The sequence below is a fragment of the endosymbiont of Galathealinum brachiosum genome (assembly GCA_003349885.1).
GTDB lineage: Bacteria > Pseudomonadota > Gammaproteobacteria > SZUA-229 > SZUA-229 > SZUA-229.
The window spans coordinates 240,560-255,086 of sequence record QFXC01000002.1 but is presented as its reverse complement, the minus strand read 5'-3'; the positions used below and the strand labels follow the sequence as shown (position 1 = coordinate 255,086).

At 40.9% G+C, this 14,527-nt stretch carries 13 protein-coding genes; all 13 read left to right on the top strand.

The window, feature by feature from the left end; genetic code table 11:
- The first annotated feature begins 137 nt into the window (after nucleotides 1-137).
- A complete protein-coding gene (locus DIZ80_01240; protein ID RDH86123.1) occupies nucleotides 138-2,078 on the top strand; it encodes a thiosulfohydrolase SoxB in 1,941 nt (646 codons plus the stop codon).
- 518 nt (nucleotides 2,079-2,596) lie between these two features.
- Entirely contained in the window at nucleotides 2,597-3,301 is a 705-nt protein-coding gene (locus DIZ80_01235) for a DNA/RNA nuclease SfsA (protein ID RDH86122.1), read from the top strand.
- Between the two features lie 96 nt (nucleotides 3,302-3,397).
- Nucleotides 3,398-4,645 carry a lipoprotein-releasing ABC transporter permease subunit gene (locus tag DIZ80_01230; protein ID RDH86163.1) on the top strand — a complete coding sequence of 416 codons (1,248 nt, stop codon included), beginning with the start codon at nucleotides 3,398-3,400 and terminating at the stop codon, nucleotides 4,643-4,645.
- Entirely contained in the window at nucleotides 4,645-5,379 is a 735-nt protein-coding gene (locus tag DIZ80_01225) for a lipoprotein-releasing system ATP-binding protein LolD (protein ID RDH86121.1), read from the top strand. Before DIZ80_01230 ends, DIZ80_01225 begins: the two co-directional genes overlap by 1 nt.
- Before the next feature lie 149 nt (nucleotides 5,380-5,528).
- On the top strand, nucleotides 5,529-6,578 hold the full coding sequence (gene hrcA, locus DIZ80_01220; GenBank protein ID RDH86120.1) for a heat-inducible transcription repressor HrcA: 1,050 nt from the start codon (nucleotides 5,529-5,531) through the stop codon (nucleotides 6,576-6,578).
- Between the two features lie 115 nt (nucleotides 6,579-6,693).
- Nucleotides 6,694-7,296, top strand: a complete 603-nt coding sequence (locus DIZ80_01215; protein ID RDH86119.1) for a nucleotide exchange factor GrpE — start codon at nucleotides 6,694-6,696, stop codon at nucleotides 7,294-7,296.
- A gap of 233 nt (nucleotides 7,297-7,529) precedes the next feature.
- On the top strand, nucleotides 7,530-9,470 hold the full coding sequence (locus tag DIZ80_01210; GenBank protein RDH86118.1) for a molecular chaperone DnaK: 1,941 nt from the start codon (nucleotides 7,530-7,532) through the stop codon (nucleotides 9,468-9,470).
- Nucleotides 9,471-9,676: 206 nt separating this feature from the next.
- The gene (gene dnaJ / locus DIZ80_01205; GenBank protein RDH86117.1) at nucleotides 9,677-10,816 is read left to right on the top strand and encodes a molecular chaperone DnaJ; all 1,140 of its coding nucleotides are present in this window, start codon (nucleotides 9,677-9,679) and stop codon (nucleotides 10,814-10,816) included.
- A 17-nt stretch (nucleotides 10,817-10,833) separates the two neighbouring features.
- Nucleotides 10,834-11,319: a hypothetical protein gene (locus tag DIZ80_01200; protein RDH86116.1), complete on the top strand. Its 486-nt coding sequence runs from the start codon at nucleotides 10,834-10,836 to the stop codon at nucleotides 11,317-11,319.
- 63 nt (nucleotides 11,320-11,382) lie between these two features.
- Entirely contained in the window at nucleotides 11,383-12,183 is an 801-nt protein-coding gene (locus DIZ80_01195) for a 4-hydroxy-tetrahydrodipicolinate reductase (GenBank protein ID RDH86115.1), read from the top strand.
- A 65-nt stretch (nucleotides 12,184-12,248) separates the two neighbouring features.
- Nucleotides 12,249-13,187 (top strand): [acyl-carrier-protein] S-malonyltransferase, encoded by a 939-nt coding sequence (gene fabD, locus DIZ80_01190; GenBank protein ID RDH86114.1) that lies wholly within the window; start codon nucleotides 12,249-12,251, stop codon nucleotides 13,185-13,187.
- A 96-nt stretch (nucleotides 13,188-13,283) separates the two neighbouring features.
- Entirely contained in the window at nucleotides 13,284-14,021 is a 738-nt protein-coding gene (fabG, locus tag DIZ80_01185; GenBank protein RDH86113.1) for a 3-oxoacyl-ACP reductase, read from the top strand.
- Nucleotides 14,022-14,285: 264 nt separating this feature from the next.
- Nucleotides 14,286-14,519: an acyl carrier protein gene (locus DIZ80_01180; protein RDH86112.1), complete on the top strand. Its 234-nt coding sequence runs from the start codon at nucleotides 14,286-14,288 to the stop codon at nucleotides 14,517-14,519.
- The last annotated feature ends 8 nt before the right edge of the window (nucleotides 14,520-14,527 follow it).

The window sequence follows — 14,527 nt, the reverse complement described above, 5'->3', positions numbered from 1 at the left end:
ATAAATTAAACGCTTATTACAATAAGTTAAGTTTACTAAATTAAAGTCTCAGCATTTATAACAGGGACACAAAGCTATTTATTCAGCAAGGTCTATACTTGTTTTTTTATATAACCACCAATACTTAAGGTGAAACCATGCCATTTTTAAATCGACGCACATTTCTGAAACTGATGGGTGCTGCCGCTGCCTCAGCTGCTGTTCCTGCAATCATTGGCTGTTCTGATAAGTCCAGCTCTTCTTCTCCTGTTTCGGTTGCAGGTCTGAATGCGATGCCGGATGGTTTTTATGACCTCCCAATGAAAGGTAATGTGCGCATCATACATATTACTGATGTGCATGGTCAGTTGAATCCGGTTTATTTTAGAGAGCCGAATGTAAATCTGGGTGTAGGTGAAGCTTATGGTCGCCCACCACACGTAGTGGGTAATAAATTACTCGAAGCGATGGGTTTCAAAGCGGCTACACCTGAATCATATGCTTATACCTATCTCGACTTTGAAAATGCAGCCAAAGTTTTTGGTAAAACTGGTGGTTTTGCTCAGATTAAAACACTGGTTAATAAATTACGTGATCAGGCAGGTGGTAAAACGAATACAATCACTATTGATGGTGGAGACTTATGGCAGGGCTCTGGTACATCGTTATGGACACGTGGTGTCGATATGGTAGAAGCTTCAAATATCCTTGGGCTGGATGTCATGGTTGGTCACTGGGAATTTACCTATAAAGAAGAAGAAGTGTTAAGCAATGTCGCTTTGTTCAAAGGTGACTTCATAGGGCAGAATGTTCGCGTTAAAGATGACTCTATGTTTGGTGATGAATACCCGACCATGGTGGAAAAATATGATGGTAGTGGTCTGTTTGATGAAGATACAGGCCATGCGTTCCGTCCATATGTTATTAAAGAAATCAATGGTGCACGTATCTGTATCGTTGGTCAGGCCTTCCCGAGAACGGCTAATGCCAATCCACAGGAGTTTTTCCCTGACTGGTCATTCGGCTTGCGTGAAGATGACATGATCGAGCTGGTTAAAAATATTAAAGCCGATGAAAAACCGGATGCAATTGTACTGTTATCCCATAACGGTATGGATGTAGATATAAAAATGGCAGAACGCGTACCGGGTTTAAATGCGGTATTTGGTGGTCATACTCATGATGGTATTCCGAAACCAATTAAAGTTAAAAATGTAGATGGTGGTACTTGTCTGGTTACCAATGCAGGTTCAAATGGTAAGTTTGTCGGTGTAATGGATTTTGATATTCAGGATGGCAAAGTTAAATCCATGGATTACAAAATGCTGCCGGTTATTACTGACTGGTTAGAAGAAGATAAAGAAATGCAGGCGTATCTTGATCAGATGCGAAATACGGTTTATGACAAGAATATTGTTGAGAGCCGTGCGCAGAAGTATTTCTACAATGAAGGCCGTGTTGGTAAAACGTATAAAGAAATTCTTGATGAGAAACTGGCGATTGCTGATCGTTTATTGTATCGCCGTGGTAATTTCATGGGCACATGGGATCAGATTTTATGTAACGCACTGCGTGAAGAATATAGTGCCGATGTTGCTATGTCTGCGGGTGTACGTTGGGGTACGAGCACATTGAAAGGTGACTGGATCACTATGGAAGATGTAATGACACAATGTGCTATTACTTATGGTGAAACCTATGTAAGTGAAATGTCAGGCCGTGATTTATTACGCATACTGGAAGGTGTTGCGGATAATCTGTTTGATGTTGACCCATACTTACAGTCTGGTGGAGATATGGTGCGTGTAGGTGGTATGGATTATACGATTGATCCGTCAAAAGCCTTATATCAGCGTATTACTGATGCAAAACTGGATAACGGTCACTCTATTGAGCCGGATCAGATGTATAAGGTGGCAGGTTGGGCAACGGTAGGAAAAGCACCTGATGGGCGACTAATGTGGGATGTGGTTCATGATTATATTGTAAAGAACCGTGGTAAAGATAATGTATTAAAGTTACCGAAAATCAATCATCCTAAACTAGTGGGAATAAAAACAAATCCGGGTATTGCTGATTATCCAGGTGAGATTAGTTAGTTTATTTTTAACTAATTTAACGAAAAAAAGGCGCTTATATTAGGCGCCTTTTTTTTTGAGGTGTTAGAGGGTTTTAAATTAGTGTGTTACTTTTATTTTTCAGCGCAATAAAAGCCGCATGATTTTTTAGCGTTTGAAAGACATCTCTCCAGATCACCAATACATCTTCCGCGACAAGATTCCAGATCAATATCTTTTGAATATAAATTTGCTCTACAGGTGGCATTACAGGTTTTGTTAATACGGCTGCAATCGTGAGATCTCACACATGATTTGCATCCTTCAGAGTTGCTGTCAGCCACTGAGACAGATGAAATGCAAACTAAAAATAAAGCGATTAAAAGGTTTCTGATATTCAATTTCATTATTGTTTTCCAAAATTAATGCGAGTCATCAAGAGGAGGATATTTATATAATAGTTCAATATCAGGCAGGTGCTGAAAAAATACATAACGAAATTTTCATATACGTACGATTAGTTCTGTAAAATAATACATTAATGAATACTTGAGATTTTAATGAAATTTGATTCAACTTTAATCAGAGGCAAACTTATAAAGCGTTATAAGCGTTTTCTAGCGGATATTATTTTAGAAGACGGCTCAGAAATTACAGCCCACTGTGCAAATACCGGTGCGATGACCGGTTGCATGCCAGAAGGTGCAAATGTCTGGTTAAGCGTTTCTGATAACCCTAAACGAAAATATGCTCATAGCTGGCAACTGGTTGAGCTTAAACCGGATGTGCTGGCCTGTATTAATACGGGATTAACGAACAAACTGGCGCGTGAGGCGTTGATGCAAAACCAGATCACGGAACTAGCCGGGTTTGATCATTGTCGTAGTGAAGTGCCTTATGGAGATGAGGGTAGTCGCGTAGATTTTGTTCTGGATTTTAAGCAGGAGCAGGTCTTTGTTGAAGTGAAGCATGTGACACTGTGTCAGGAAGCCGGGTTAGGTAGTTTTCCCGACGCGGTCACAAAACGAGGACAAAAACATTTACGTGAGTTAATTCAGCAGGTTAAATCGGGCGATAGAGCTGTTCTGCTATTTATAATCATGCGTACTGATGTTAATCTTGTGACACCAGCTGATAATATAGATGCTGAGTATGGACGACTGTTAAGAGAAGCCGTTAAGGAAGGGGTGGAAGTAATTGCATACGGGGCAAAAATTGACCCAATGGGTTTGTCAATTGACAGGGCTGTGCCTGTATTGTTATAGGACGTATTGCTTTAGGTGTAATCATTTTTGATTACAGAAATAAACTGGTTAAAGAATAACCAGTTTCAATTAATTTTAAAAAGAACCCCTTCAGATATGTTTAGACCGAAAGAGCTTTACATCGGCCTTAGATACACACGCGCCAAACGTCGTAATGGATTTGTGTCATTTATCGCATTAATTTCTATGTTAGGCATAGCGCTGGGTGTGGCTGCACTTATTGTTGTGCTTTCAGTTATGAATGGTTTTGGTAAAGAGTTACGTGAACGTACTCTTGGTATGACCGCGCATGCAACGGTTACCGGTCAGGACGGTAAACTTGAAGACTGGCAGTCTATTCAGATAAAGAGTGCAATGCATCCTAATGTTGTTGATTCCGCACCATTTACACAGAATGAAGCCATGTTAAGTAACCGTAACCGGGTGAGTGGTGCAATTATTCGAGGTGTTTTGCCGGATCAGGAGCCTAAGGTTTCAGAGATAGCAGATAAAATGGTATCCGGGCGATTATCTGATTTAAAAGCGGGTCGTTTCGGTATTATTCTTGGTCGTGAACTGGCTAATGCCATGGGTGTGTTCGAAGGTGAAAAAATAACCCTTATAACACCTCAGGCGAATGTGACACCGGTAGGGGTAATGCCCCGCTTAAGGCGCTTTACAGTTGTAGGTGTATTTGAGGCAGGAATGCATCAATTCGATCGTTCAATGGCTTTTATACATATGAATGATGCGCAAAAGTTATTTAGTATGGGTGAAAAAGTTGAAGGCGTGCGTCTCAAACTCGATGATATGTTTAGTGCTTATGAGGTCACTCATGAATTAGATAGATCATTAGGTGAAGACTACTGGGTTCGTGACTGGACCAAAATGCACAGTAATTTATTTAAAGCATTAAAAACTGAAAAAGTGGTGATGTTCATTATTTTATTGCTGATTGTTGCAGTGGCGGCATTTAATATTATTTCGACACTGGTGATGACGGTTAATGATAAACAGGCAGACATAGCCATTTTACGCACTATTGGTATGACACCGAGTAGTTTAATGTGGGTATTTATTGTGCAGGGTGTGGTGATTGGTTTAGTGGGTACATTATTAGGTGTGGCACTAGGTGTGCCGGTTGCATTATACGTTAATGAAATTGTTGGTTTTGTAGAAGGTTTAATGAATACAAAATTTCTGCCGGCAGATGTTTATTATATTACTGAATTAAAATCAGATTTACGCCTTTCAGATGTGCTGACTTACACTGCATCTGCATTTGGTCTGTCAGTACTGGCGACAATTTATCCTGCCTATAGAGCGGCGCGTGTCCAGCCAGCAGAAGCATTGAGGTATGAATAATGCCTTTAATTGATCGTTTTACAGATTCGCAAATTTTCCCTAATGGCACCGGTGCTCCTATTGTTTTAGAAGCAGTTGATTTGAGCATGACTTTTAGTGAGGGTGGCGGTAGTTATCTGGAAGTTTTAAAAAGTGTAAACCTCACGATTAAGGCCGGTGAAAAAATTGCTATTGTGGGTGCCTCTGGTTCTGGTAAAAGTACTTTATTGCATTTACTGGGTGGGCTTGATGATCCTACATCAGGGCAGGTATTTGTTGATGAAAAAAACCTGTTTACCATGTCTGAAAAAGAACGTTGTAATATGCGTAACAATTACATGGGCTTTGTGTATCAGTTTCATCACCTGTTAGCAGAGTTTACTGCAGAAGAAAATGTTGCGATGCCTGCGCTGGTTAGAGGTACAAGTCCATCGCAAGCACTCAGCAAAGCGGATATGCTGCTTGAGAAAGTAGGTATGACCGGGCGTTTAAAGCATAAACCCGCAGAGCTTTCCGGTGGAGAGCGTCAACGAGCAGCCATAGCTCGAGCGGTGATTAATGAACCGCGTTGTATTTTTGCAGATGAGCCAACGGGTAACCTGGATAAAGCTACGGCAGACCAGGTGGTTCAGGTTCTACTGCGTTTAAATAAAGAGTTTGGTACCAGCCTGGTTGTAATAACTCATGATATGGAGCTGGCTAAAAAGATGGATACGATTTATACCATCGAAAGCGGGCATTTGAAAAAACTTTAAATAGTTTTAAAAGTAGTAAAGGGTCGGAGCCAGATTTGATGTCCGGGTTTGAATAATCCTGTGAGTTGGTGAGGTCAAATCTGATCCTGAAATATTACGACCTGTAATAGTGATCCTTTGGAAAAAAGTTTACGTAAAATAATTATGCCATGTCTAAAAACTCAACTCCATTAAACGAACGTTCCCAATATTTATTAAAAACCCTTATCAACTGTTACGTTGAAGAGGGCGCTCCGGTTGGTTCTAAAACACTTGCTGAATCAGCGGGTTTAAATATCTCTACCGCCACAATTCGTAATGTAATGGCGAACCTCGATTCAATGGGGCTGGTTTCAGCACCGCATACATCTGCTGGAAGAGTGCCCACCAATATGGGTTTCCGTATGTATGTTGATTCCATGCTGGAATTTAGTCCCATTGAAAATGCGATTAAAGAAAAACTACAGTTACAGTTAAATGCGGATCAGGATAAAGATACCCTGATTAATATGGCAAATAATCTGTTGTCTGATATTACTCAGATGGCCGGGGTCATTACTTTACCTAAAAGTGGCCAGTTGAACCTGCGCCGCATTGAGTTTTTACCCCTGCCAGATAAAAAAATTCTGGCTATTCTGGTCGTTAATGAACGTGATGTTCAAAATCGGATTGTGCACGTAGATAAAGACTTTTCTCAGAATGAGCTGGTTAAGATTTCTAATTACCTTAATCAGCACTTTATGGGTAAGGATATATTTCAGATTCGCTCTCTTTTGATAAAAGAAATGCAGGGAGCTCGCACCCAGGTTGATGAGTTAATGGCAGCTGCGGTTAATCTGGCAGATCAGGCGCTTAAACCTGATGATGAGAATGAGAGTTATCGACTACAGGGACAAGCTAACTTAATTCGTTTCAATGAAGCCGATAATGCGAATCAGCTGCAACAGCTGTTTCAGGTGTTTCAAAATAAGCGAGATATGCTGGGTTTACTGGATCGTTGTATACAGGCGGAAGATATGCAGGTATTTATCGGTTCAGAAGCGGGTATAGAGGGGCTGGAAGATTTTAGTGTTATCTCGGTTCCATATGGTACTAAAGAAAGTACGCTGGGAGTGCTCGGGGTGATAGGGCCGACCCGAATGGAATATAGTAAAGTGATATCGGCTGTGAATATCACTGCGCGCTTTTTAAGTCTGGCGCTGGGTGCGGAAGCTAAATAAGTACGATTATCTGTTTTTTTCTTTCTTCTTTATATCTTTTGTATTTCAAGACCCTTGAATCTTAATTGAATATCCCCATATGGCTAACAGACCTAAATATTGATGGAGACTGGCAATGTCAAACGAGGAAATCCTCGATAAGAATCAACAGGATGCCGCTGTAGAAGGCGACATTTTATCATCTGAAGAAGTTACTGAAGAAGCACTTGAGGCGGTTAATGAAACGGAAGGTGAAGCTTTTTCGCCGGAAGAAATGATCGAGCGCCTGGAGCAGGCGGAAAAGAAAGCTTCTGAGAACTGGGATCAGCTACTGCGTACTAAAGCTGAGATGGATAATATTCGTCGACGCACTCAGAAAGATCTGGAAAATGCACACAAATTTGCATTAGAGAAGTTTATCTCTGAAATGCTGGCGGTTAAAGATAGTCTGGAAATGGGTGTTGACGCGGCCGGACAGGAAAATGCCAATGTTGAAAATCTGCGTGAAGGCAGTGAAATGACATTGAATATGTTATCTGGTGTATTTGAAAAATTTAATGTGGTTGAGCTGAACCCGATGGGTGAAAAGTTCAATGCAGATCATCATCAGGCGATGTCAATGCAGCCCAGTGATGAGCATGAGCCGAATACAGTAATGGCAGTGATGCAGAAAGGTTACCTGTTAAATGATCGTCTGGTACGCCCGGCGATGGTAATGGTATCAAAAGCAGCTGACTAATTGTAACAGCTCAGCTTACCCCTGAATGGCTCCATGCCTTCGTTGAAAAATGGACACTTATACTTATAAGCTCACATTTTCCTCCCTGGCCTGAAACCACTCAGGGACAAGCTGAACAGTTACAGGAAAAATTATACTGGTGAGAAGGTTATAAAACTCTTCTAACCATTGAAAAGTAAAAACCTGCCCTTATTTAAGGGATAAGTTAAAAATTAAGCATTTTGGAGCAAAACATGGGTAAAATTATCGGCATCGACCTGGGTACAACTAACTCTTGTGTCGCAATTATGGATGGTGATGCACCGCGCATCATTGAAAATTCTGAGGGTGATCGTACCACTCCTTCAATCGTTGCTTTCGGTGAAGGTGATGAGGTTATGGTAGGTCAGTCTGCAAAACGTCAGGCTGTAACTAACCCTGCCAATACATTATTCGCAACTAAGCGTCTTATTGGTCGTCGTTTTGAGGAAGAAGTTGTTCAGCGTGATATCAAACTTGTACCTTACACAATCATTAAAGCGGATAACGGTGATGCCTGGATTGAAGCCCATGGCAACAAGATGGCTCCACCGGAAGTAGCAGCACGTATTCTTCAGAAAATGAAGAAAACAGCTGAAGAATATTTAGGTGAAGAAGTAACAGAAGCGGTAGTAACCGTTCCAGCTTATTTCAATGACTCACAACGTCAGGCAACTAAAGACGCAGGTAAAATTGCCGGTCTTGAAGTTAAACGTATTATCAATGAGCCAACTGCAGCTGCATTAGCTTACGGTATGGATAAGAAACTTAAGGGCGACTCTACTATTGCAGTATACGACCTTGGTGGTGGTACATTTGATGTATCAATCATTGAAATCGCTGAAATTGATGGCGAGCATCAGTTTGAAGTATTAGCGACTAATGGTGATACATTCCTCGGTGGTGAAGACTTTGATATGCGTCTGATTGACTATCTTGCAGACGAGTTCAAGAAAGACAACGGTATGGATTTACATAACGATCCGCTTGCACTTCAGCGTTTAAAAGAAGCCGCTGAAAAAGCAAAAATCGAATTATCTAACAGCCAGCAAACAGATGTTAACTTACCTTACATTACTGCTGATGCTTCAGGTCCTAAACACCTTAACCTGAAACTAACTCGCGCTAAGCTTGAATCACTAGTTGAAGATTTGGTTGAGCGTACTATTGCACCATGTAAAACAGCATTATCAGATGCAGGTTTAAGTGTTGGTGAAATCGACGATATCATCCTTGTGGGTGGTCAGAGTCGTATGCCAATGGTTCAGGATGCGGTCAAAAACTTCTTTGGTAAAGAAGCGCGTAAAGATGTAAACCCGGATGAAGCAGTTGCAATGGGTGCATCTATACAGGGTGGTGTTTTAGGTGGTGATGTTAATGACATCTTACTATTAGACGTAACACCATTATCTCTGGGTATTGAAACTATGGGTGGTGTAATGACCAAACTGGTTGAGAAAAACACAACGATTCCGACTAAGGCATCACAGGTGTTCTCAACAGCGGATGATAACCAGAGTGCGGTTACAGTTCATGTACTTCAGGGTGAGCGCGAAATGGCTTCAGGTAATAAGTCTCTAGGTCGTTTTGATCTACAGGATATTCCACCTGCTGCACGTGGTGTGCCTCAGATCGAAGTATCATTTGATATCGATGCAAATGGTATCCTGAATGTATCTGCGAAAGATAAAGCTACGGGTAAAGAGCAGTCTATTGTGATTAAAGCCTCTTCTGGTTTGTCTGACGAAGAAGTTGAAAACATGGTTAAAGATGCTGAAGCGCATGCGGATGAAGATCGCAAGCAGAAAGAACTGGTTGAAGCACGTAACACAGCAGATAATCTGATTCATGCATCTGAGAAATCACTGAAAGATCTGGGTGATCAGGTTGAAGAAGGTGAGAAAGCTGCAATTGAAACTGCAATTACTGAACTGAAAGAAGCGGTTGCTGGTGACGATAAAGAGCTTATCGAAGCTAAAACTACAGCACTAACAGAAGCAGCAGGCAAAGTTGCTGAAAAAGCATATGCTCAGTCACAGCAGCAGGAAGGTGGTGCGGATGCTGGTGGTGAACAGGCTGCTGGTGATGCTAATGCAGCAGAAGATGAAGTAGTTGATGCCGAGTTTGAAGAAGTAAAAGAAGACGACAATAAATAAGTCCTTTTCTTAGGCATTTAGCCGTTACAAAATGCCTGGTTTTTTAGCCGGGCATTTTGTGTGTTTAAAGTGTTAAAAGGTTTAATGACTGCTACAGAGAGCACAGAGTAAAATTTTAGTTTTATTCGCCACAGGCGGATAAATAAAAACTCCATGTACCCTGTTTCACTGTAGCAAAAAATCTGTAGATTTAGAGATTAAAAAGCATGTCAAAACGAGATTATTACGAAATTCTGGGAATATCCAAAGACGCAAATGAAAAGGACATTAAAAAGGCCTTTAAACGTCTGGCGATGAAACATCATCCGGATAGAAATGCAGACAACCCGGACGCTGCCGAGGAAAAATTTAAAGAAGGCAAAGAAGCCTACGATATTTTATCTGATGCACAAAAACGCGCAGCTTATGATCAGTATGGTCATGCGGGTGTTGACCCATCTGCGGGTGGTGGTGCCGGTTATGGTGCCGGTAATGGAAACTTTAGTGATATTTTCGGTGATGTGTTCGGTGATATTTTTGGCGGCGGTGGAGGCGGTGGTCGCAGCCGTTCTTATCGTGGTTCAGACCTTCGTTATAATATGGAACTGAGTCTGGAAGATGCGGTTGCCGGTACAACGATCAAAATCAAGATTCCTACACTGGTCGGCTGTAAAACCTGCGATGGTAGTGGTGCTAAAAAAGGTTCTACACCTACCACCTGTACTACCTGTGGAGGTACAGGTCAGGTACGTATTCAGCAGGGCTTCTTCTCTGTTCAACAAACTTGCCCGCATTGTCATGGGCAGGGTAAAACTATTTCTGATCCCTGTGGCGACTGCCATGGTCAGGGGCGAGTTGAAGAACGTAAAACACTGTCAGTAAAAGTTCCACCAGGGGTAGATAACGGGGATCGTATTCGTTTATCTGGTGAAGGTGAGGCCGGAGAAAATGGAGGTCCTTCAGGTGACCTGTATGTACAGGTACATGTGAAATCGCATGCTATTTTTGAACGTGATGGTAGTAATCTGTTGTGTCAGGTGCCAATTAGTGTGGCAACCGCAGCACTGGGTGGAAATCTTGAGGTGCCAACATTAAATGGCCGTGTTAAGCTAAAAATTCCTGCTGAAACGCAAACCGGTAGGTTGTTTCGTTTGAAGGGCAAGGGTGTTAAACCTGTTCGCGGTGGTATGGTAGGTGACTTGATTTGTAAGGTTGTTATTGAAACACCCGTTAAGTTAACCTCCAAGCAAAAAGAATTGTTAAGAGATTTTGAAGAAAGTATTCATGGCGATAATAAAAACCATAACCCTCAGGGTAGTAGCTGGATGGATGGGGTTAAGAAGTTTTTTGACGATATGAAGCTGTAATAAAATATGGGGTTATAATGGTTTCACGAAGGCGTTTACTCACGGGGTTAGCCAGCATTGCAGCAGGTGTTTTAACAGGTCGTAATGCAGGAGCCTCTGAAAAAGTAGCAGACGATAGTGAAATGCGTTTTCCCGGTGATCCGACTGAGCATAATGTGGTGTATCAGTTTAATAAGTCTGATCAGGCTTATCATGATGCGGTAATGTTTTCAGCCGCAGAAATGTTACGTAAGTACAATGATAATATAACAATTGTTATCACTGCATTTGGTCCGGGTATACACATATTGGGTAAAAAACCTCAGCGTTATGTTTCTTATGAAATTAAACAGAAAATAAGAAGTATGGCTGATTACGGGGTTAAATTTCATGCCTGCGGTAATACCATGCAGTCTCTGGGCTGGAAAAAAGAAGACCTGTATGATTTTGTTGAAATCGTTCAGGTTGGTGCAGCTGATTTAATTGATCTGCAGGAAAAGGGTTATTCATACATCAGTTGGTAGAATAATATTTCGTCATACCTGTATAGGCAGGTATGACAAAACAAAAAAATTCAGAGAATAAAAATGTTAAGAATAGCAATTACCGGTGCAGCAGGTCGTATGGGTAAAACCCTGATAGAAGCGTGCCAGCAGGCAGAGGGTTGTACGGTCAGTGCTGCTATCGAACGCCCGGGTATTAGTTTGATTGGTGCAGATGCGGGTGAGCTTGCAGGTGTTGGAGCACTAAATGTAAAACTGGTGGATGATGTAGCCAGTGTCGTAAATGATTTTGATACCTTAATAGATTTCACATCTATTGAGTCAACATTAAATAACCTGGAAATTTGTAAAAATAACAATAAACAGATCATTATTGGAACAACCGGTTTTAGTGATGAGCAAAAACAGATAATCAAAGATGCATCGGAACAAAGTGCGGTGGTATTTGCGCCTAATATGAGTGTAGGTGTAACTTTGTGTTTAAAGTTATTACAAACAGCAGCTTCTATTTTAAATGATGATTACGATATAGAAATCGTCGAAGCACATCATCGTCATAAAGTTGATGCGCCTTCAGGTACTGCTTTACGTATGGGTGAAGTGATTGCAGATACGCTTGGCAGAGATCTAAATGAATGTGCTGTTTACGGGCGACAGGGTAAAACCGGCGAACGTAAAGCGGAAACAATTGGTTTTGAAACGATTCGTGCTGGCGATATTGTAGGTGATCATACAGTTATGTTTGCTACTGAAGGTGAGCGAGTAGAAATAACACACAAAGCTTCAAGCCGAATGACCTTTGCAAAAGGTGCAATGCGAGCAGCGAAATGGCTGCAGACTAAAGATAAAGGTCTATTTGATATGCAGGATGTTTTGGGGCTGTAAGCCAAATGCTTACATTAAAATAAATTTTATTTGTTGGTAGTGAAAAAATTATAAAAGGTAAATCTATGAAATTGGCATGTGTATTTCCGGGGCAGGGCTCACAATCTTTGGGCATGATGGCTGAACTGGCAGAATCTTATCCTGTTGTTAATGAGTTATTTTCCAGAGCGTCTAAGGTATTGAAATATGACCTTTGGAAAGTTGTACAGGAAGGTCCTGTAGAAGAGCTTAATAAAACGGAAGTTACTCAGCCTGCAATGCTGGTTTCTGGTGTAGCCGTATATGAAATCTTAAAAAGTAAGCTGGAAATAGAACCTGAGATTATGGCAGGCCATAGTCTGGGTGAATATACGGCTCTGGTATGTGCCGGTGCAATTGAGTTTGAAGCTGCAGTTAAGTGTGTATCAAAGCGTGGCAAGTTAATGCAGGCAGCTGTTCCGGATGGAGTGGGTGCAATGGCTGCTATTCTGGGCCTGGATGATGATACCGTTAAAGAAATTTGTGACATGTGCAGCGATGATAATTTTGCAGTGCAGGCAGTTAATTTTAACTCACCTGGTCAGATAGTAATTGCAGGCAATATACAGGCTGTTGAAACAGCAATGGCAATAGCAAAAGACAAGGGTGCAAAACGCGCATTAAAACTTCCTGTGAGTGTGCCTTCTCATTCTAATTTAATGGAAGGCGCAGCTAAAAAGCTGGCGACTTATTTAAAAGATGTAAAAATTAAAAAAGCCTCAACCATTCCTGTTATTCAGAATGTTGCAGCTAAAAATTATACTAAACCAGCTGAAGTTAAAAAGAATCTGGTTAAGCAATTACATAACCCTGTTCTATGGGTTGATAGTGTAAATAACTTAATCGCTGAAGGTGTAGACACAATCGTTGAATGCGGGCCTGGTAAGGTTTTAATAGGTTTAAATAAACGTATTAATAAAGAAGTCGCTCACTTCACAATTAATAATGTGGATACATTAGATAAAACATTAGAAGAGATATCTTAATAAATTTAAATGTTATTCCTGATATAGATGTCAGGGGGTGACAGGTTTATATATTAGTAGTGCCTTAAGGCTAACTGATATGAAAGAGGATTAATAATGAACTTAGAAAATCAAATCGCATTAGTAACCGGTGCAAGCCGAGGCATTGGTAAAGCTATTGCTGAAACATTAGCTGCAGCAGGTGCAACCGTTATTGGTACGGCTACCTCTGAGGGTGGAGCTGAAAAAATCACTGAATATTTATCACCTAAGGGTGGTAAAGGAATGTGTCTGAATGTTGCTGATGATGCATCAATTAAAGATGTGATGAAGGCGATTAAAGATGATGTTGGTAATGTCAGCATACTGGTAAATAATGCGGGTATTACACGTGATAATTTATTAATGATGATGAAAGATGATCAGTGGAACGATATTATTGATACTAACCTGACATCAATTTTTAAAATGTCCAAAGCGGTTATTCGTCCTATGATGAAAGCACGTTCAGGTCGTATCATTAATATAACGTCTGTAGTTGGTTTAACGGGTAACGCGGGACAAACAAATTACTCGGCGGCTAAAGCCGGCATACTGGGTTTTAGTAAATCGTTAGCTCGAGAAATAGGTTCGCGTTTTATTACTGTTAACTCGGTTGCGCCCGGTTTTATTGATACTGATATGACAAAAGAGTTACCTGAAGAGCAGCGTGAAGCATTGATTTCACAAATTCCATTGAATAAATTAGGTGACCCGCAGGATATAGCAAACGCTGTTGCTTTTTTAGCTTCACCTGAAGCGAGTTATATCACAGGTGAAACGATCAATGTTAATGGCGGTATGCATATGCCATAGTGGCCGATCAGGGATAATGAAGGGTAGAGCTATATTAGGGGGTTTCTGGCCTGAAACAGCTTATTGTTATTTTAAAAGTAGCTCATATCTTTCTTTTTCTGCATGGTAGCTCGCTTGCATTTACACCAAATTCAGGCTAACTCATTGATTTGATTTAGATTAAGTTGTAATCAAATAGATTAAAAAAACACTGGTAGTCTGTGCCGTTATTCACTAAAATACCGCGCAGTTCGAACATATTCGTAATATTAAGAGGAAACATACATGAGCAGTGCAGAAGAACGCGTTCGCAAGATTGTTATAGAACAGCTAGGCGTAAAAGAAGAAGAAGTAACTAACTCTGCTTCATTTGTAGATGACCTGGGTGCTGATTCACTAGATACAGTTGAGCTGGTAATGGCATTAGAAGAGGAATTTGAATGTGAAATTCCTGATGAAGATGCTGAAAAAATTACTACAGTTCAGCAAGCTTTAGATTACGTTAACGCTAACGGTTAATCTGATCT

What these genes read in the sequence shown, in the direction of transcription:
- DIZ80_01240 (RDH86123.1), top strand. Translation starts at nt 138, where the DNA reads ATGCCATTTTTAAATCGACGCACATTTCTGAAACTGATGGGTGCTGCC.
- DIZ80_01235 (RDH86122.1), top strand. Translation starts at nt 2,597, where the DNA reads ATGAAATTTGATTCAACTTTAATCAGAGGCAAACTTATAAAGCGTTAT.
- DIZ80_01230 (RDH86163.1), top strand. Translation starts at nt 3,398, where the DNA reads ATGTTTAGACCGAAAGAGCTTTACATCGGCCTTAGATACACACGCGCC.
- DIZ80_01225 (RDH86121.1), top strand. Translation starts at nt 4,645, where the DNA reads ATGCCTTTAATTGATCGTTTTACAGATTCGCAAATTTTCCCTAATGGC.
- hrcA (RDH86120.1), top strand. Translation starts at nt 5,529, where the DNA reads ATGTCTAAAAACTCAACTCCATTAAACGAACGTTCCCAATATTTATTA.
- DIZ80_01215 (RDH86119.1), top strand. Translation starts at nt 6,694, where the DNA reads ATGTCAAACGAGGAAATCCTCGATAAGAATCAACAGGATGCCGCTGTA.
- DIZ80_01210 (RDH86118.1), top strand. Translation starts at nt 7,530, where the DNA reads ATGGGTAAAATTATCGGCATCGACCTGGGTACAACTAACTCTTGTGTC.
- dnaJ (RDH86117.1), top strand. Translation starts at nt 9,677, where the DNA reads ATGTCAAAACGAGATTATTACGAAATTCTGGGAATATCCAAAGACGCA.
- DIZ80_01200 (RDH86116.1), top strand. Translation starts at nt 10,834, where the DNA reads ATGGTTTCACGAAGGCGTTTACTCACGGGGTTAGCCAGCATTGCAGCA.
- DIZ80_01195 (RDH86115.1), top strand. Translation starts at nt 11,383, where the DNA reads ATGTTAAGAATAGCAATTACCGGTGCAGCAGGTCGTATGGGTAAAACC.
- fabD (RDH86114.1), top strand. Translation starts at nt 12,249, where the DNA reads ATGAAATTGGCATGTGTATTTCCGGGGCAGGGCTCACAATCTTTGGGC.
- fabG (RDH86113.1), top strand. Translation starts at nt 13,284, where the DNA reads ATGAACTTAGAAAATCAAATCGCATTAGTAACCGGTGCAAGCCGAGGC.
- DIZ80_01180 (RDH86112.1), top strand. Translation starts at nt 14,286, where the DNA reads ATGAGCAGTGCAGAAGAACGCGTTCGCAAGATTGTTATAGAACAGCTA.